Source organism: Serratia sp. L9 (genome assembly GCF_050632285.1).
Lineage (GTDB): Bacteria > Pseudomonadota > Gammaproteobacteria > Enterobacterales > Enterobacteriaceae > Chania.
The window spans coordinates 2765344-2783422 of record NZ_CP192591.1 but is presented as its reverse complement, the minus strand read 5'-3'; the positions used below and the strand labels follow the sequence as shown (position 1 = coordinate 2783422).

The 18079-nt window shown below is 53.1% G+C and carries 11 protein-coding genes, 6 tRNA genes, 1 other RNA gene and 4 pseudogenes; 13 read left to right on the top strand and 9 right to left on the bottom strand.

Going from position 1 to position 18079, the window contains the following annotated elements:
• Window positions 1-57 precede the first annotated feature (57 nt).
• Together ACQ86O_RS13140 and ACQ86O_RS13135 are read left to right on the top strand one after the other, a co-directional pair.
• Window positions 58-1766: pseudogene (locus ACQ86O_RS13140) on the top strand (LytS/YhcK type 5TM receptor domain-containing protein).
• Complete coding sequence (locus tag ACQ86O_RS13135) at window positions 1763-2497, top strand: LytR/AlgR family response regulator transcription factor (RefSeq protein WP_431225556.1); 735 nt, start codon at window positions 1763-1765, stop codon at window positions 2495-2497. Before ACQ86O_RS13140 ends, ACQ86O_RS13135 begins: the two are co-directional and overlap by 4 nt.
• On the opposite strand, the gene ACQ86O_RS13130 is transcribed toward ACQ86O_RS13135, so the two are convergent.
• Window positions 2498-2833 (bottom strand): DUF2502 domain-containing protein, encoded by a 336-nt coding sequence (locus tag ACQ86O_RS13130; RefSeq protein ID WP_431225555.1) that lies wholly within the window; start codon window positions 2831-2833, stop codon window positions 2498-2500.
• A gap of 383 nt (window positions 2834-3216) precedes the next feature.
• On the opposite strand from ACQ86O_RS13130, the gene ACQ86O_RS13125 reads away from it, so the two are divergent.
• A complete protein-coding gene (locus ACQ86O_RS13125) occupies window positions 3217-4443 on the top strand; it encodes an L-lactate MFS transporter (protein ID WP_431225554.1) in 1227 nt (408 codons plus the stop codon).
• A 112-nt stretch (window positions 4444-4555) separates the two neighbouring features.
• On the opposite strand, the gene glk is transcribed toward ACQ86O_RS13125, so the two are convergent.
• Window positions 4556-5518 carry a glucokinase gene (gene glk / locus ACQ86O_RS13120; protein WP_431225553.1) on the bottom strand — a complete coding sequence of 321 codons (963 nt, stop codon included), beginning with the start codon at window positions 5516-5518 and terminating at the stop codon, window positions 4556-4558.
• A 197-nt stretch (window positions 5519-5715) separates the two neighbouring features.
• Here glk and ACQ86O_RS13115 point away from each other — a divergent pair.
• A pseudogene (locus tag ACQ86O_RS13115) lies at window positions 5716-6509 on the top strand (ion channel protein); the annotation flags it as partial.
• Here the strand turns inward: ACQ86O_RS13115 and ACQ86O_RS13110 are convergent.
• Window positions 6506-7197 (bottom strand): annotated as a pseudogene (locus ACQ86O_RS13110) (aspartate/glutamate racemase family protein). The pseudogenes ACQ86O_RS13115 and ACQ86O_RS13110 overlap by 4 nt on opposite strands.
• A gap of 70 nt (window positions 7198-7267) precedes the next feature.
• Window positions 7268-7720, bottom strand: coding sequence for a multidrug/biocide efflux PACE transporter (locus tag ACQ86O_RS13105; protein ID WP_431225552.1), 453 nt, complete (start codon window positions 7718-7720; stop codon window positions 7268-7270).
• Between the two features lie 99 nt (window positions 7721-7819).
• Here ACQ86O_RS13105 and ACQ86O_RS13100 point away from each other — a divergent pair, with 99 nt between their 5' ends.
• Complete coding sequence (locus ACQ86O_RS13100; RefSeq protein WP_431225551.1) at window positions 7820-8710, top strand: LysR family transcriptional regulator; 891 nt, start codon at window positions 7820-7822, stop codon at window positions 8708-8710.
• Here the strand turns inward: ACQ86O_RS13100 and ACQ86O_RS13095 are convergent.
• Window positions 8686-10346, bottom strand: a pseudogene (locus ACQ86O_RS13095) (alpha-keto acid decarboxylase family protein). The gene ACQ86O_RS13100 and the pseudogene ACQ86O_RS13095 overlap by 25 nt on opposite strands.
• 246 nt (window positions 10347-10592) lie before the next feature.
• Here ACQ86O_RS13095 and mgrA point away from each other — a divergent pair.
• Both mgrA and ACQ86O_RS13085 read left to right on the top strand, forming a co-directional pair.
• Complete coding sequence (gene mgrA, locus ACQ86O_RS13090) at window positions 10593-11582, top strand: L-glyceraldehyde 3-phosphate reductase (protein WP_431225550.1); 990 nt, start codon at window positions 10593-10595, stop codon at window positions 11580-11582.
• Window positions 11583-11823: 241 nt separating this feature from the next.
• Window positions 11824-12210 (top strand): DUF2502 domain-containing protein, encoded by a 387-nt coding sequence (locus tag ACQ86O_RS13085; RefSeq protein WP_431225549.1) that lies wholly within the window; start codon window positions 11824-11826, stop codon window positions 12208-12210.
• 43 nt (window positions 12211-12253) lie between these two features.
• Here ACQ86O_RS13085 and ACQ86O_RS13080 read toward each other — a convergent pair whose 3' ends face one another.
• Window positions 12254-13492, bottom strand: coding sequence for an Nramp family divalent metal transporter (locus tag ACQ86O_RS13080; RefSeq protein ID WP_431225548.1), 1239 nt, complete (start codon window positions 13490-13492; stop codon window positions 12254-12256).
• Window positions 13493-13874: 382 nt separating this feature from the next.
• Here ACQ86O_RS13080 and ACQ86O_RS13075 point away from each other — a divergent pair, with 382 nt between their 5' ends.
• Complete coding sequence (locus ACQ86O_RS13075) at window positions 13875-15062, top strand: NupC/NupG family nucleoside CNT transporter (RefSeq protein ID WP_431225547.1); 1188 nt, start codon at window positions 13875-13877, stop codon at window positions 15060-15062.
• A 222-nt stretch (window positions 15063-15284) separates the two neighbouring features.
• On the opposite strand, the gene ACQ86O_RS13070 is transcribed toward ACQ86O_RS13075, so the two are convergent.
• The 3 genes from ACQ86O_RS13070 to gltX form a co-directional block, all read right to left on the bottom strand.
• A tRNA-Ala gene (locus tag ACQ86O_RS13070) sits at window positions 15285-15360 on the bottom strand.
• A 60-nt stretch (window positions 15361-15420) separates the two neighbouring features.
• Window positions 15421-15496 (bottom strand) — tRNA-Ala (locus tag ACQ86O_RS13065).
• Window positions 15497-15718: 222 nt separating this feature from the next.
• A complete protein-coding gene (gene gltX / locus ACQ86O_RS13060; RefSeq protein WP_431225546.1) occupies window positions 15719-17134 on the bottom strand; it encodes a glutamate--tRNA ligase in 1416 nt (471 codons plus the stop codon).
• Window positions 17135-17426: 292 nt separating this feature from the next.
• On the opposite strand from gltX, the gene ACQ86O_RS13055 reads away from it, so the two are divergent.
• From ACQ86O_RS13055 to ACQ86O_RS13035, 5 genes are all read left to right on the top strand, one after another.
• Window positions 17427-17502, top strand: a tRNA-Val gene (locus ACQ86O_RS13055).
• A gap of 32 nt (window positions 17503-17534) precedes the next feature.
• Window positions 17535-17610, top strand: a tRNA-Val gene (locus ACQ86O_RS13050).
• 39 nt (window positions 17611-17649) lie between these two features.
• Window positions 17650-17725, top strand: a tRNA-Val gene (locus ACQ86O_RS13045).
• 7 nt (window positions 17726-17732) lie between these two features.
• A tRNA-Lys gene (locus ACQ86O_RS13040) sits at window positions 17733-17808 on the top strand.
• A 73-nt stretch (window positions 17809-17881) separates the two neighbouring features.
• Window positions 17882-18007: non-coding RNA, RtT sRNA (locus tag ACQ86O_RS13035), on the top strand.
• Window positions 18008-18079 lie beyond the last annotated feature (72 nt).

Genomic DNA, 18079 nt, shown 5'->3' with positions numbered 1-18079 from the left:
ATCCTTTAACCGCTGTGATATACTGCCCTCTCCTGTCTGCCGCAGTGAGTAGCCGTTGTGCATCCTGTTTTTGAAATGTTGTTAGCGGTATTCGATCGTGCCGCACTGATGTTGATTTGTCTGTTTTTCCTCACCCGCACCCGGTTGTTCCGCCAGTTGTTGCAAAAGAGGATCACACCCCGCTGGAGCTGGCGGCTGTGACGGCAATCTTCTCCCTGTTCGCGCTATTCAGCACCTATTCCGGCATTAACGTCGAAGGCTCGTTGGTAAACGTGCGCGTGATCGCCATTATGGCGGGTGGGATCCTGTTTGGCCCCTGGGTTGGCATCATTACCGGCATCATCGCCGGGCTGCACCGCTATCTGATCGATATTGATGGCATCACCTCGGTTCCTTGCCTGATCACCAGCATCATCGCCGGGATCGGAGCCGGTTATATCAATCTGAAGGTAAAGAAAGCGCAGCGCTGGCGCGCCGGGATCCTGGGCGGGATGCTGTGTGAATCGCTGACCATGATGCTGATCGTGTTTTGGGCCAGGCCCACCGCTCTAGGCCTGGATATCGTTTCGAAAATCGCCCTGCCGATGATCCTCGGCACGGTGTGTATCGGCCTGATCGTGTTGCTGGTGCAAAGCGTCGAAGATGAAAAGGAAGTGATCGCGGCACGCCAGGCCAAGCTGGCTCTGGACATCGCCCGTAAAACGCTGCCCTATTTTCGCAACATCAACAGCGAATCACTGACCACCATTTGTGAAATTATCCGCCACGATATCAATGCCGATGCGGTAGCCATTACCGATACTCATCATGTATTGGCCTATGTTGGCGTGGGGGCAGAACATTATCCGCTGGGGCGCGAAGGGCTGAGCAGCGTCACACGGGAAAGCCTCCAACACGGCAAAATCATTATCAAAAACAACCTCGAGAATCAGACCGCGCCACAGATCCACTCCCAGTTGGTGATCCCGTTATGGGAAAAGGGTGAAATCACCGGCGCGCTGAAAATCTATTACTGCCACGCTCACCAGATCACCAATACGCTGAAAGTGATGGCGGTTGGCCTGTCGCAGATTATCTCCACCCAGATGGAGGTCTCACGTATTGAGCACTTGCGCCAAATGGCAGATAAAGCCGAAATGCGTGCCTTGCAAAGCAAAATCAACCCGCACTTTCTGTTCAATGCCTTGAACGCCATCTCCTCTTCAATTCGGCTCAATCAGGACACCGCCCGCCAGTTGATTATCAATCTGTCGCGTTATCTGCGTTATAACCTGGAGCTGAACGATGAGTTGATCGATATCCGTAAAGAGTTGCATCAGATCCAGGATTATATCGCCATCGAACAGGCGCGTTTTGGCAACAAACTGACGGTAATTTACGACATCGACGACGATATCTCGGTGCGTATCCCCAGCCTGTTGATCCAGCCGTTGGTGGAGAACGCTATCGTGCACGGCATTCTGCCCTGCAAAGGTAAAGGCGTGGTGGTCATTGCAGTGAAAGATCGTGGCGATCGGGTCGATATTTCGGTTAAAGATACCGGTAATGGTATCGATCCGACGGTGATCGAGCGCGTGGCACGCAATGAAATGCCGGGTCACAATATTGGCCTGCTCAACGTGCATCACCGGGTTTCACTGCTGTATGGCGAAGGGTTACGCATCCGTCGGCTGGAGCCAGGGACAGAGATTGCCTTTTACGTCACCAAGAATGACGGCAAACTGCCTACGAAAAATAACTCTCAGCCTGCCGGGGAGCAGCCATGAAAGCCATCATTGTCGAAGATGAGTTTCTCGCCCAGCAAGAGCTGGCGTATCTGATCAACAAACACAGCCAGATCAGCATCGAGGCGACCTTTGAAGATGGGCTGGACGTGTTAAAATACCTGCAACATCATCAGGTAGATGCCATTTTTCTCGATATCAACATCCCTTCGCTGGACGGCGTGTTACTGGCGCAGAACATCAGCAAATTTGCCCACCGCCCGTCGATCGTCTTTATTACCGCCTATAAAGAGCATGCGGTGGAGGCGTTTGAAATAGAAGCGTTTGACTATATTCTCAAGCCCTATCATGAGGCACGCATCGTCACCATGCTGCAGAAACTGGAGGCGCTGCATAACCGGCCAGCTAGTCCGCCAGGGCCAACCCCCGCGCTAAACCGCAGCAGCCACAGCATTAATTTGATCAAAGATGAGCGTATCATCGTGACGGACATTAACGATATTTACTATGCCGCCGCCGACGAGAAGGTGACACGGGTTTATACCCGCCGTGAAGAGTTTGTGATGCCGATGAATATCACTGAATTTTACCAGCGGCTGCCGGAAGAGTTTTTCTTCCGCTGCCACCGCTCATACTGCGTGAACCTGGCTAAAATCCGTGAAATCGTTCCCTGGTTCAACAATACCTATATCCTGCGGCTGAGCGATCTGGATTTTGAAGTCCCGGTCAGCCGCAGCAAGGTCAAAGCGTTTCGCCAGTTGATGCGCCTGTAATTACCAACGTGGGCCCGGTGGGCCACGATGATAATACCCTGGTGGTGGCGGCGGCATACGATCATAATGTGGCCGCCCACGCCATTCGCGTGGCGGTGGCCCGTAATACTCCACTCTTCGTGGTGGCCCATAATGATATTCACGCGGGCGGTAATGTTCATGCCACCAGCGTGGCTCACGCCAGCGGTAACCATCCCAGTAATGACCACGATCGTCACGATCGCCCAGATGCAGTGACAAACCGGGCATATCCACACCGATCGACACATCAGCATGGCCCACCAGCGGCAGTGACAGTGGCAACAGCGCGACCCACATCAACAGTAATTTTTTCATTGGTTAAACTCCCACAGAGCGGAACCGGTCTGTTCATAGATAACAGTAGTTCCACGTCAGTTCGCACTCTATAGGACGAAAGCCCAATTACATTTTTCAGACGTATCCTTCACAATCCCTACACATTTATAACCCGTCAATGCGCAATAAATCGTTGATATATTTGATGTAGATCACATCAGCGCCCCCTATTGACCAGGCCATTCCGCACTTATTCGGCAACTCATGCAGCCTGGGAGGCATTTCATTCCCTCACAGCGGCAGCTCATTCCCAATCCGCCGCTGGCCGCTACCGCCAGCTTTATAATAAGCCCATACCGCAGGGTTTTGGCACCTTGCCTATTTTTGCCACCAGGCACTTATTTACAGGAAGGAGACCGGCCATGAATTGCAAACCGGCGAATCGCAGCTTGATTGTTCTCGGCACCATCATCTGCCAGATGGGCCTTGGCACTATCTATACCTGGAGCCTGTTTAACCAGCCTCTGGTCGACAAGTTCCATTGGGGTCTTGGCGATGTTGCCACCACTTTCTCAATCACCAGCTTCTTCCTGGCCTTCGCTACGCTGTTCGCCGGCAAATTGCAGGAGCGTTTTGGTATCCGCAACCTGACGCTGGTTTCTGGCGTGCTGGTCGGCCTGGGGTTGATTGCCAGCGCTCACGTCAAATCGCTGGATATGATTTATCTGCTGGCAGGTGTCGTGGTGGGTTTTGCCGTCGGTATTGCCTATATCTCTACCCTCTCCAACCTGATCAAATGGTTTCCAAACCATAAAGGACTGATTTCCGGTATCTCCGTCGGGGCTTTCGGCAGCGGCAGCCTGTTGTTCAAATACGTCAATGCCGCGCTGATCGCAAACGCTGGCGTCTCCGCCGCCTTCTTCTACTGGGGCGTGATCGTTATGGCATTGATAGTGCTGGGCTCGATATTGCTGAAAGAACCGGAGCCGGTTAACCCACAGACCCTCTCCGGTATGCTTGGCAACGACTTCACCGTGCGCCAGATGCTGGCCAGCAAAGAAGCCTACCTGCTGTTCGTGATTTTCTTCGCGGCCTGCATGAGCGGCCTGTATCTGATTGGCATCGTCAAAGACATGGGCGTGCAACTGGCCGGGATGGATCTGGCGACGGCAGCCAATACCGTTTCCGCCGTCGCCATCTTCAATACCGCTGGCCGCATCATTCTGGGTACGTTGTCAGATAAAGTGGGGCGTATGCGCGTTATCAGCTTCACCATGCTGGTAACCATTCTGGCGATAGCGGCACTGAGCTTCCTGACGCTGAGCCATACGCTGTTCTTTATCTGTGTCGGCGCGGTCGCCTTCTGCTTCGGCGGCAACATTACCGTCTTCCCGGCGATTGTCGGTGACTTCTTCGGCCTGAGAAACCACAGCAAAAACTACGGCATTATTTATCAGGGCTTCGGTTTAGGCGCTCTGGCAGGATCGTTCATTGCCAACCATTTTGGTGGCTTCCACGCGACCTTTATGGTGATGGGTGTGCTATCGGTGATTTCACTGCTGATCACTTTGTTTATCAAGGCACCGAAACCGGTGGAGATGGAAGAAGAGGCCCAGGCACAACCGATGCTGGCAAAAGCCAACGGCTGATAGTTTGGCAAAGGGAGTAGCCGTGCGGGGTGAGCGAGTTTCGCCATAGCGAAAACCCTCACCCCGGCCCACGCCTAAAAGGAGTGGGTGCAGAATAGTCGTGACAAAAAACCTACAGATGCATCCCCAGCGTCTGGCGCAAGTGAGCACCAGCCCCCAACAACCCAGGTTGAGAATGGGTGATCATAAACACCGGGATTTCGCGAACGTAGTCTTTAAACCGACCTTTATCTTCAAACGCCGTGCGGAACCCGGAAGCTTTAAAGAACTCCATAAAGCGTGGGACGATACCCCCGGCAATATAGACACCGCCAAACGTCCCCAGATTCAACGCCAGATTACCGCCAAAACGCCCCATAATTACGCAGAACAGTGAAAGTGCACGGCGGCAATCGGTGCAGCTATCCGCCAGCGCCCGCTCGGTAATATCTTTGGGTTGCAGCTTTTCCGGTAGCCGGTGATCGGCCTTGACGATAGCGCGATACAGATTCACCAACCCAGGGCCAGACAGCACTCTCTCAGCAGAAACATGCCCTACTTCGGCACGTAACACCTCCAGAATAACGTCCTCCTCCTCACTGTTCGGTGCAAAATCCACGTGCCCGCCTTCTCCCGGCAGGCTCACCCAACGGCGATTGACATGCACCAGATGGGACACCCCCAGACCGGTGCCAGCACCATAAACGGCGATCGGTTTATCTTTATGCGCTTTACCGCCACCAAACTGCAGAACATCGGCTTCTGACAGCATTGGGATAGCCATCGAAACCGCAGTGAAATCGTTAATCACTTCCAAATGCTTCAGACCCAGGCTGTTTTGCATCGCTTTGATGGAGAAAGCCCAGGTGTGGTTGGTCATGGCAACCCAATCGCCGGTTACCGGGCAGGCGATGGCGATACAGGCATCCTCAACCGCCAACTGTTGCTCGGCCAGGTATTGGCGGATGACCGCCTCCAGGCTATCAAACTCCAGGCCGGAATAGGTTTTGGCCTGGGTGATATCACCCGTCTCGACAGTGCACAGCGCCAGGCGGGCATTGGTGCCGCCAACATCACCTACGAGGGCATAGGTCATTGGTGTTTTCTCCATAAAATGAATAATGCGAAATTACTTACACTGTAAAATCACGCCGCTAAAACAACAATCGCCATTCTGCTGCCCACTGCTCAATAGCGATCCCGATCACACTAAATGTTTCAACTCATACACTTTCTACCGATTCATACCGGCCGTTACAGATTGGCGCAAAAAACGCCGGGCAAAAACGCTGAGCCACCAGCGCAATTGGCGCGATGTTTGGTACGCCCGTCGCCGCCGCGCTGATTTTCTCGCTGGTGCTGGGGGCAATAACGAAGTACCGTTGTGGGATCGGTTGTTCACCCCGCTGATGGCCGCCGCTGCCGGTGCCGTTACCACCCAGATGTTCTTTACCCCTGACTTTACCCTGCAACTCGATGCTTATGAGGTAACCCGGCTGCGCGATATCTTCAGCGGCTCGGTGGTCGCCCTGATCGCCATTGCCCTCGGCATGGTGGCGGTCTGGTGTTTCCCGCATGTCCACCGTCTGTTCCATTCATTGAAAAACCCGGTGGTGACGCTCGGATCAGGTGGTCTGGTGCTGGGGATCCTTGGCGTGACAGGCGGTGATATTACCCTGTTCAAAGGCCTGGAAGAGATGAAACTGTTAGCGGTTACCGGCAGCTTTACGACCGGCCAATTGTTGGTGATCACCTTGACCAAACTGGCCGCACTGGTGGTGGCGGCGGCTTGCGGGTTCCGTGGCGGACGTATTTTCCCTGCGGTATTTATCGGGGTGGCGCTTGGGCTGATGTTGCATCAACATGTGCCAGCGGTCCCTGTGGCAATCACCGTTTCCTGCGCCATTATGGGGTTGGTGTTAGTAGTGACTCGCGACGGCTGGCTGAGCCTGTTTATGGCCGCAGCGGTAGTGCCAGACCTGTATCTGTTGCCGGTGCTGTGTATCGTGATGTTGCCCGCCTGGCTGGTCCTGGCGGGCAAACCGTTAATGCTGGTTATAAAATACCAGCCTCCACATAGAGATTAGGCCAGTGCGTACTCGGCAGCGGCGCGTGCATGAATTGCTGTGGTGTCGAAAACCGGCACCGAGGCATCCTGTGCGCCAACCAGCAGACCAATCTCGGTACAGCCAAAGATAATTCCCTGTGCCCCTTGCTGCTCCAGGTTACTGATAATCCGCCGATACTCATCACGCGAGGCATCACGGATCTTGCCTAGGCAAAGCTCTTCATAAATGATGCGATGCACGATATCGCGATCGGCGGCTACCGGAGTGACCACTTCGATGCCAAATTTTTCCTGCAGACGCCCACGGTAGAAATCCTGCTCCATGGTAAAACGCGTCCCCAACAGACCGACACGGCGGATATCTTGCTGGCGCACCTGCAACGCGGTGGCATCGGCAATGTGGATCAATGGCAACCCACTCGCCAGTTCTACCGCGTCCGCCACCTTGTGCATGGTGTTGGTGCAAATAACTATCGCCTCGGCGCCAGCGGCACGCAATGAGGCGGCAGCTCCCGCCAGCAGACGACCGGCGCCGTCCCAATCCCCCTGAAATTGCAGGCGTTCAACCTCATGGAAATCCACGCTGTAGAGCACGATCCTGGCCGAGTGCAGCCCCCAAGCCGGTCTTTCACCTGCTCGTTGATCATTCGATAATAAGGAATGGTTGATTCCCAGCTCATACCGCCCAGTAGGCCCAGCACTTTCATCCGTTTCTCCTCGACATTGCTTACCCGGTGAACCAAACATTACCTGAGAATACCCCGCCTGACGACGCAATTATTGCACGCGCGAATTGCTGGCCTGACGCGGTTCAAACCAACGTTGGCGCAGGGTGTCGTACACCCAGTTATAGAGCATGGTATAAGGCAGGAAGAACAAGAAGAAACCGATTTCCAGCATGAACGCCTGCCACAAAGAGATATTTAGCATAAAAGCGGCCAACGGCAGGCCGATCAGCACAAACCCGGCCTCAAAACCGAATGCATGGCAAATACGAACCTTAAGGTTACGCACCACGCGCCTGACCGGCCAAAACCGGTCAAAAATCGAGTTATAAATAATGTTCCACACCATCGCGACGGTGGACAGCATAATCGCCAGCGCCCCAACCTGTGCCATGGAACGGTTAAGCAACCAGGCTCCCAAAGGGGCACAAATCATCACCGCAATAGCTTCGAACCCCACGGCGTGGACGATACGCTCAACGAAAGACTTGTTTTGCAACTGCATAACTTCACCTGTTTCTGACTGTTTTTGAAAATGTCAGGTGATTATCATCGCTTTTTTGCGTAAATTAAAAATAGGTTCCATCGATAAAGTAGATACATCATGCGCTATTCACCAGAAGCTTTACTGGCCTTTGTTGAGGCTGCGGCATTAGGTTCATTTTCTGCTGCGGCCCGCAAGTTACGCAAAAGCCAATCCACCGTCAGCACTGCCATTGCCAATCTGGAAGCCGATCTGGGGTTGACCTTGTTTGACCGGCAGGCACGCCAGCCGATTCTGACCGTGGCAGGCCGCAAGGTGCTCGGCCATGTACAGGAAATACTTGCCGCCAGCGAGCGCCTTGACGCGCTGAGTATACGATTAGGGGATAATATCGAGCCCCGGCTGACCATCGTATTTTCTGATACTTACCAGCCCAATCATCACGACAACCTGCTGAAACATTTCGAGCGGCGCTATCAGGACATTGAGCTGGAATGCATGATCGCTGAGGATGGCGATGTGCTGGATTTGCTGCAAACTGGCCGTGCGCATCTGGGGATGCTGGCGGTACAGCCTGGCTATCCGCCCGATATCGCGGTTGCCCGGCTGCCAGAACAAACCGAAATGGCGCTGTTTGTCGCCCATGATCATGCGTTGACGCAGATCCCGCAACTCACTCAGGCACATCTTGCCAGCAGCCGCCAGCTCTACCTCAATACCTATACCAGCAATAATTCCGCCAAACCCCAAGGGCGAGTCTGGTCGGCACCCAGCTATCTGATGCTATTGGAAATGGCAGAACAAGGGGCTGGCTGGGCGGTATTGCCTCGCTGGCTGGTCAATCAGTACGGGCAGGAACGGTTGACTGAGCTGAAAATGTGCGGCTGGCCCAAACTGATTTCGGTCGATGCCGTATGGTCCAAACTTACCCCGCCGGGGCCAGCGGGGTTTTGGCTGTTGGATCGTTTATTGGAAAACGCGGCCGTTCAAGCCGCTGCATTGCGCGACTGAATCGCCCGGGAGATGGTATCCAGCAGTTCAGGGATATCCATCTTCGGTAATATCACTTCGATAAATACCAGTTGCTGATTATTGCCACACCCCTCAAGCGCCTGGCGTAATTGTTCAGGATCGCTCACATGCAGGCATTTTACCTGTTGGTCAATGGCCAAGGCCTGCGGCAGCAACGTCCAGTTCCATTGTGCGATGTCGTTATAGCGCTGCGCTGGCCCGTGGATCGCCCTCTCCACGGTATAGCCGTCATTATTGAGTAGGAAAACCACCGGTTTTTGCCCATCGCGCAGCATGGTGCCCAGCTCCTGAGCGGTCAACTGCGCGGCCCCATCGCCAATCAGCAAGACTACCCGGCGATCGGGCTCGGCAGTCTGCGCGCCAAACGCCGCTGGCAAGGTATAGCCGATCGACCCCCAGAGCGACTGCACGATAAACCGGCATCCCCGAGGCAGCTGCAATGCCGCGGCACCAAAGCATGAGGTGCCTTGTTCGGCAATCAGGATATCCCCCGGCTGTAGGAAGTTTTGTATCTGCTGCCAGAAAGCATGCTGATCCAGACCGCCGCTGCTCGAATCTGGCAGCGAAGGCCGTTGAATGGCCGGCAATTGCCAAAACCTGGCGAGTGATAATGTCAGTTGATGCAGAGCCTTGACGGCGTCACGCATCGGGATCTGGCTGAATACCTGCTGGCCAACCCTGGCTTCGAACGGCTGGATATCGATACATTTATCGACAGGTAAATTATGGCTAAACCCGGCGGTGATGGTATCGGTAAAACGCACACCGACGTTAATCACCACATCCGCGCCTTCAATCAGCTGTTTTACCTGCGGATCGCTGGCGGCAGCGGCATAGGTACCGGTGAAACAGGCATGGCTTTCATCCAGTACGCTTTTACCGAGCAGCAACGTTGAGTGGGGAATATTCACCTCATTCATCCACTGTTCCAGTACGGTTTCTGCACCAAAGCGCTCGGCAAGAAAATCCGCTAACAAGGATACGCGGTGAGCGGCCTGCAGTTTTTCCGCGCTGCGGCCACAAAAGCCTGCAAAGATACGTCCGAGAGATTGGGTTGGCGCAGTATCAGCGGAGCCGGGCGCGAAGCCAAAGGAGCTTCTGCTACGTCACTCGGCAGCAGCAGGTACACCGGCCGGCGTTCAAACAGTGCGGTCGTCAACAGACGATCAATTTCCGCTTCGGCATTACTGGCGGTGAGGCTAGCCTGGGCAACCGTGACCTCTTTCGCCATGCGGGCGAAATGGCCGAAGTCCCCATCCCCCAGAGAATGGTGCAGTAAATCCCCGGCACGCTGGGCGCGAAGGGCCGGAGCCCCGACAATATGGATAACCGGCAGATATTCGGCATAGCTTCCGGCGATACCGTTTACCGCACTCAGTTCACCGACGCCAAAAGTCGTCAGTAATGCCGCCGCCGGTTTACAACGTGCATAACCATCGGCGGCATAGGCGGCATTTAATTCGTTGGCACAGCCCACCCAGGTGATTTGCTGATGATCGATGACATGATCAAGAAACTGCAGGTTGTAATCCCCCGGTACGCCAAAGAAATGCCGGATACCAATCTGGGCTAAACGATCGAGGAGGTAATCTGCCACCGTGTAGCTTTTACTCATGATTATCACCTGCAATTAGGTAGGAATATTAGTGTTAAGTATTAGAGGTGTTGTGCAAATTTCGAACTTTATCAGTAAAAAGGCACTGGAAACCTCGCTTTACATCTGCGCACCTGCATCAGGCAAGCTTGATAACCCATAAGTAGTATTAATAAATCTGGCGTGATTAGCGTGATCGGGCACTCTGACAGGCCGAATGGAAACGCATACACTGAATATCGTTTCCTGCCGTTGATAAGGATTTGTATGGTTTATCAAGCTGACTCTACCCGCTACCAAAATATGGAATATCGCCGCTGTGGTCGCAGCGGGTTGAAACTGCCTGCGGTTTCTCTTGGCATGTGGCACAACTTTGGCGACAGCACGCTGTTTGATAATGCGCGCAGCCTGGTACATCGCGCCTTTGACCTGGGGATAACCCACTTTGATCTGGCTAACAATTACGGGCCACCCCCAGGTTCTGCCGAAGAGAATTTCGGCCGTATCTTGCAGCAGGGTCTGCAGCCTTATCGCGATGAGCTGATTATCTCCTCAAAAGCTGGCTATACCATGTGGCCTGGTCCCTATGGCGATTGGGGATCGAAGAAGTATCTGGTCGCCAGCCTGAACCAAAGCTTGCAGCGTATGCATCTCGATTATGTCGATATCTTCTACCATCACCGCCCAGATCCGGATACACCGCTGGAAGAGACCATGGCAGCGCTGGATCTGCTGGTACGCCAAGGCAAAACGCTGTACGTCGGATTATCCAACTACCCTGCGGCTCTGGCCCGGCAGGCATTTACTATCCTGCAACAGCTCGGTACCCCCTGCGTGATCCACCAGCCAAAATACTCAATGTTTGAACGTTGGGTGGAACCGGAGCTGCTGGACACTTTAGAAGAGCACGGCGTGGGTTCCATCGCTTTCTCACCGCTGGCCGGTGGCGTGCTGACGGACCGTTATCTGCAAGGGATACCGCAAGATTCCCGGGCAGCAAGCAACAGCCGATTCCTTAACCCCGAACAGCTCACCGAAGAAAAATTGCAAAAGGTTGGCCGCCTGAACGCGTTGGCTGAGCAACGCGGGCAAAAACTTTCACAGATGGCGCTGGCCTGGGTGTTGCGTAACGATCGTGTCACTTCGGTGCTGATCGGCGCCAGCAAAACCAGCCAGATTGAAGATGCGGTGGGCATGTTGGCCAACCGAACCTTCAGCGCTGAAGAAATCGCCATGATTGAACAGATCTTGATGTAATCGCTTACAACCCGCCGGTGCCTGGCCGGCGGTTTTTTCACCCTCTGGTGCAGATAAATCCCAATTGCCCGGTATCCCGTCAATTTTCGGAATTACGCTGAAAGGCAGCCTCTTCCTGCAGCGCTAACATGGCGTCAAATACCCGTGGATTTAACCTGGCGTTAAAAACACCCTTATATATCCGGCCAGTTTAAATACTGATGAACGCGCTTCTTAATCAGTATTCGGCCAAGGAGCCTGCATGTTTAAACCTCTGTTCGTCGCCGCCATTCTGGCAACGCTTATCATGCCAATGGCACCAGCAGCCTACGCCGACAGCCTCAGCATTGATCTGATGCCGGGAGTTTCTCTGCGGATAGGAGATCGGGATAATCGGGGCAATTACTGGGACGGTTATGACTGGCGCGATCGCGACTGGTGGTATGACCACCAAGGGCGTGATTTAGGAGAGCGTAACCGCCATGGTTATTACTGGGATGGTTACAGATGGCGTGATAACGATTTCTGGCGCAAGAATTACTATTTCCATGATGGCCGCTACCGTAAATACGACAAGTATTATTACAAACACGATAAAAAGCACCATAGGGGAAAACACCATCACAAACATCATGATCATGATGATTAAATGCGCAAGGCCAGCATAACTCTGGCCTTTCTTATGGAGCAGATTAGAGAACGCTGCTAATCAGCAAATAGCCATTCAGGCCCACCACCACCAACACAATCAGCTTACCGGCGTTCTGAATGGTGCGGCTGTTGACCATATCCCCCATCAGCTCACGGTTACCGGTAAATGCCAGCAAGGGGACCAGCGCCAGGGCGATACCAAAACTCAGCAGCACTTGGCTCAACACCAGAATACGTGTTGCGTCCATCCCCAGCATAATCACGATAAATGACGGCAGCATGGTGACCACGCGGCGCACCCAGAGTGGAATATAAAAGCGGACAAACCCTTGCATGACAACCTGCCCAGCCAGCGTCCCTACCACGGTGGACGACAGGCCTGCGGCTACCAGGCTCAAACCAAAGATAGTGGCCGCCCCATTACCCAACAAGGGTTGTAACGTCAGGTAGGCTTGATCGAGATCGGCAATGCCGCTGTGGCCGTTAAAGTGGAAGGCGGCAGCGGCGGTTGCCATCATCGCCAGGTTAACAAAACCGGCAATGGTCATGGCGATCGCCACGTCCAGTTTGGTTGAGGCATAACGCTCGGCCTTGGAGTCTTTACCTGCGGTCTGTGTTAAAGAGGAGTGCAGATAAATCACGTGCGGCATAATCGTTGCCCCCAACACCCCCGCAGCCAGGAAGACCGCATCACCGTTGGGCAAATCCGGGACTGCCATACCTTTAAGCAAACCACTCAGCTGTGGCTGGGAAAATACCAGTTCGACGATATAAGCCGCCGCGACAAACAGTAGCAGGCCACCAATCACCAGTTCCAACGGTTTCTGGCCACGCTTTTGCAACATCAGGATCAGGAAAGTGGCGATACCGGTGAGGATCGCCCCTTCCAGCAAGGTTACGCCCAACAGCAGTTTGAAGCCGATCGCCGCACCGATAAACTCCGCCAGATCGGTCGCCATGGCGATAATCTCTGCCTGCACCCAATAAGCCCAGACTGCAGGGCGCGGGAAGCGATCGCGGATATGTTCAGCAAGGTTTTTACCGGTGGCAATACCGAGCTTGGCAGAAAGCAGTTGGATCAACATCGCCATGACGTTGGCCCATACCACCACCCAGAGCAGTGTATAACCGAAAGAGGCACCGGATTGAATATTGGTAGCAAAGTTACCAGGGTCGATATAACCGATGGCCGCAATAAAAGCGGGCCCCATCAGAGAAAGTTTAATCTTTCTAGACGGGCGGCTGGAGGTAGTGTTGTTAACCGCGCGACTGTTCAGCATATCGTGAAACCCTTACTAATTTTAAGCTCACCTTCATCTTTACCTAAATGATAATGATTATCAAGTGCATTTAAACATGATAATGCTTATCCCTGTGATAGCCAGCGACGAAGGTTTTATCGAACAGATCGCGTGAAATCTTGGCATTTTCTCTTACTCTATTTAGTAAGATTCAGAGCGTAATACGCTTAATGATCAAATTAGCACAATAATGCTACGAACGCGCAAATTTATTAACATCTTGATCTTTGGTGTTTTGGCGTCAAAGTTTAAGAGTATCCCCACTATGATTTTCTAGATTTGCAATGAATGTCTCGTTTTTAAACTTGGCGTTACATAAAATGACAGCCGAAATTCAGCCTGCCTCAAATTTGGAGCAAACATGTCCCATATCGCGCACTTTGCGTTGGCGTTAGTGGTGGTAGCGATCCTGGCATTACTGGTATGCCGCGACCGCAAAAGTATCCGCATTCGCTATGTTATTCAGTTATTGGTTATTGAAGTATTACTGGCCTATTTCTTCCTGCATTCAGAAGCAGGATTAGGTTTTGTAAAAGGGTTCGCAGCGCTGTTTGACAAGCTGCTCGGGTTTGCTGGGCAAGGGACTGATTTTGTGTTTGGCGGGATGGGTGATAAAGGCCTCGCCTTCTTCTTCCTGAAAGTACTGTGCCCAATCGTCTTCATCTCTGCGCTGATCGGTATTCTGCAATACATCAAAGTACTGCCCTTTATCATCCGCATCATCGGCACCGTGCTGTCTAAAGTGAACGGTATGGGCAAGCTGGAATCCTTCAACGCCGTCAGTTCACTGATCCTGGGCCAGTCTGAGAACTTCATTGCCTATAAAGATATCCTGGGCAAGATGTCTGAAAAACGCATGTACACCATGGCAGCAACCGCGATGTCGACAGTTTCCATGTCCATCGTGGGTGCATATATGACCATGTTGGATGCCAAGTTTGTGGTGGCCGCGCTGGTTCTGAACATGTTCAGCACCTTTATTGTACTTTCGCTGGTCAACCCATACGACACCAGTAAAGAAGAAGAGCTGCATCTCGGCAACCTGCATGAAGGCCAGAGCTTCTTTGAAATGCTGGGTGAATACATTCTGGCCGGCTTCAAGGTGGCGATTATCGTTGCTGCCATGCTGATCGGCTTTATCGCTCTGATCGCTGCGCTTAACGGCCTGTTCAGTGCCATCTTTGGCCTGAGCTTCCAGGAAATCCTCGGTTACTTCTTCTATCCGTTTGCCTGGATCATGGGTATTCCTAAGCACGAAGCGCTGCAGGTCGGCAGCATAATGGCGACCAAACTGGTTTCCAACGAGTTCGTGGCCATGATGGAATTGCAGAAGATCTCTGCTGAGCTGTCTCCACGCAGCCTGGGTATTCTGTCCGTGTTCCTGGTTTCCTTCGCCAACTTCTCTTCTATCGGCATCGTTGCCGGTGCGATTAAAGGGTTGAACGAACATCAGGGCAACGTGGTTTCCCGCTTCGGCCTGAAACTGGTTTACGGCTCTACCCTGGTCAGTATCCTGTCCGCTTCCATCGCCGGTCTGGTATTGGGCTGATAAGGTAACGATTTGCTCTACATCCCAAAACGCCCGGTGATATTCATCGGGCGTTTTGCGTTTTAGGCGGGAGGAGGATGCTGCTCGTTGTTGCGAAAATGAGGATGGCCGATTTCGTTTTAAGTTGCTGACAGTTTGTGTCTTTGCAGACTTTTTGCGCCAGCAGAATTTTGCACCAGCAGAATGCAAAAAGCCGACCCAAGGGTCGGCTTTTCAGAATGGTGGTGGAGCTAGACGGGATCGAACCGTCGACCTCTTGCATGCCATGCAAGCGCTCTCCCAGCTGAGCTATAGCCCCACAAAAGTGGTACGCTTTAACCGGCGTTACGGTATCCCCAACCTTTACTGAGAAAAAGGTTGGTGGAGCTAGACGGGATCGAACCGTCGACCTCTTGCATGCCATGCAAGCGCTCTCCCAGCTGAGCTATAGCCCCAATCCACAATCACAAAATCCTGTGAACGGGGCGCATGATATGAAACCCCCGAAATCCTGTCAACGGCTAAATTGAATTCCTCGATCAAGCGCTGAAAAAGCCGCCAAATCAGCACGTTTAAAGCTAAAAAATCGCCTTCCCGGGTAAAAATAAATCCCCCACAAAAAAAGCCCGGTGAATTACGCCACCGGGCTTTATCTCTCGCAAGGCGGGTTAATTCGTTTAAGCCTGCGCTTCGCGCTCCGCGATGTAAGCCAGGGCCTGATCGATACGTTTGAGAGAACGCGCCTGGCCAATGGCATGCACGGTAACGTCCATACCCGGCGACTGGCCGGCCCCGGTGACCGCCACGCGCAGCGGCATGCCCACCTTGCCCATACCTACACCCAGCTCATCCGCAGTGCCCTGAATGGCATCGTGCACGTTCTCAGGCGTCCAGGTGGTGATTGCAGCCAGTTTGGCACGCACGGCTTCCAATGGCTGGCGTGCTACCGGGCGCAGGTGTTTTTTCGCTGCGTCTGCGTCAAACTCGCTGAAATCCTGATAGAAGTAGTGGCAGGACTCCGCCATCTCTTTCAGTGTCTTGCAGCGTTCACCCAGCAGTTTAACGATATCTTTCAGTTCCGGGCCGTTACGGGTTTCAATCCCCTGCTGCTCAATATGCCATGCCAGATACACGGCCACTTCTTCAGCTGGCATATGATTAATGTAATGGTGGTTCAGCCACTGCAGCTTTTCGGTGTTGAAGGCGCTGGCAGACTTGTTGATTGCATCCAGAGTGAAGAACTCTTTCATCTCATCAATAGAGAAGATTTCCTGATCGCCATGGGACCAGCCCAGACGCACCAGATAGTTGAGCAGTGCCTGTGGCAGATAGCCGTCATCCCGGTACTGCATCACACCGACTGCGCCATGGCGTTTGGACAGTTTTTTGCCGTCATCACCCAGGATCATCGACACATGCGCATATTCCGGCACTGGCGCGCCCAAGGCTTTCAGGATATTAATCTGGCGCGGCGTGTTGTTGATATGGTCCTCACCTCGAATCACATGGGTGATTTCCATATCCCAGTCATCGATCACCACACAGAAGTTATAGGTTGGCGCACCGTCGGTACGGCGGATGATCAGATCGTCGAGTTCCTGGTTGCTGAATTCGATCGGGCCACGAATTTTATCGTCGAAAATGACCGAGCCTTCCTGCGGGTTACGGAAACGCACCACATGAGGTTCATCATCGGTATGGCTGCACTGGCTATCGCGGCAGCGCCCGTCATAACGTGGCTTTTCGCCGTTTTCCATTTGCTTTTCGCGCAGCGCTTCCAGACGTTCTTTAGAGCAATAACATTTATAGGCGGTGCCCTGCTGCAGCATCTCATCGATTACCGCGTTGTAGCGATCGAAACGCTTGGTCTGGAAGTACGGGCCTTCATCCCAATCCAGATTCAACCAGTTCATGCCATCCATAATTGCGTCGATAGCATCCTGGGTTGAACGTTCGAGATCGGTATCTTCGATACGCAATACAAATTCACCACCGGCATGGCGGCTGAACAACCAGGAATAAAGCGCAGTACGGGCACCACCAACGTGAAGATAGCCGGTCGGGCTTGGGGCAAAACGGGTTTTGATTTTCATTGGGTTCACTGCCTTATTACGCAACGCGGGTCGGCAGGGTGCCGACGATTGCTCGGAATTTAAAAAGTGGACGACATTCTACCACTCCATGCTAATTCCTCAACGCTGACGCGCTATCGCCCTGGCCGATTTCGTTACCCTCGCGACTCATCGCGCCTGCTTATGAGTAAAGAATCATCGTGGTCGGCGAGAAATATCGCATCCTGTTTAAATTTGCGGCGAACGATTGAAATCATTTTAAAAACCGTTGACTCACTTTCAACTATCCCTATAATGCGACTCCAACAAGACGGGGTGATTAGCTCAGTTGGTAGAGCATCTCCTTTACACGGAGGGGGTCGGCGGTTCGAGCCCGTCATCACCCACCATCTTGTCAAGCAGTAAGAAATGAGAACAATGAGGGTGATTAGCTCAGTTGGTAGAGCATCTCCTTTACACGGAGGGGGTCGGCGGTTCGAGCCCGTCATCACCCACCATCATTCTCTCATTTAGCAGTAACCTGGAAGTCCTGAAGTGGGTGATTAGCTCAGTTGGTAGAGCATCTCCTTTACACGGAGGGGGTCGGCGGTTCGAGCCCGTCATCACCCACCACTTCTGCGGGTCGTTAGCTCAGTTGGTAGAGCAGTTGACTTTTAATCAATTGGTCGCAGGTTCGAATCCTGCACGACCCACCAATTCAGAAAGAAGCGCCTTTAGGCGCTTTTTTCGTATCTGCTCCACACACTCTCTGCCATCTTCAATTTTACCCGAGCAAAGAAGTCGTGTTGGATGAGAACCTGCGTTCAGGTTCGAGCCGAGCGTAGCGAGACGACAACGCGACGCGTTGCCCGCAGGGTGAGGCCAAAGGCCGAATCTATCCTGCACGACCCACCAATTCAGAAAGAAGCGCCTTTAGGCGCTTTTTTCGTATCTGCTCCACACACTCTCTGCCATCTTCAATTTTAC

Coding starts and splice junctions, on each gene's coding strand:
- ACQ86O_RS13080 (WP_431225548.1), bottom strand. CDS start 13,492: ATGCTGAACAGTCGCGCGGTTAACAACACTACCTCCAGCCGCCCGTCT.
- ACQ86O_RS13100 (WP_431225551.1), top strand. CDS start 7,820: ATGCGCTATTCACCAGAAGCTTTACTGGCCTTTGTTGAGGCTGCGGCA.
- ACQ86O_RS13105 (WP_431225552.1), bottom strand. CDS start 7,720: ATGCAGTTGCAAAACAAGTCTTTCGTTGAGCGTATCGTCCACGCCGTG.
- glk (WP_431225553.1), bottom strand. CDS start 5,518: ATGACCTATGCCCTCGTAGGTGATGTTGGCGGCACCAATGCCCGCCTG.
- ACQ86O_RS13130 (WP_431225555.1), bottom strand. CDS start 2,833: ATGAAAAAATTACTGTTGATGTGGGTCGCGCTGTTGCCACTGTCACTG.
- ACQ86O_RS13125 (WP_431225554.1), top strand. CDS start 3,217: ATGAATTGCAAACCGGCGAATCGCAGCTTGATTGTTCTCGGCACCATC.
- ACQ86O_RS13085 (WP_431225549.1), top strand. CDS start 11,824: ATGTTTAAACCTCTGTTCGTCGCCGCCATTCTGGCAACGCTTATCATG.
- ACQ86O_RS13075 (WP_431225547.1), top strand. CDS start 13,875: ATGTCCCATATCGCGCACTTTGCGTTGGCGTTAGTGGTGGTAGCGATC.
- mgrA (WP_431225550.1), top strand. CDS start 10,593: ATGGTTTATCAAGCTGACTCTACCCGCTACCAAAATATGGAATATCGC.
- ACQ86O_RS13135 (WP_431225556.1), top strand. CDS start 1,763: ATGAAAGCCATCATTGTCGAAGATGAGTTTCTCGCCCAGCAAGAGCTG.
- gltX (WP_431225546.1), bottom strand. CDS start 17,134: ATGAAAATCAAAACCCGTTTTGCCCCAAGCCCGACCGGCTATCTTCAC.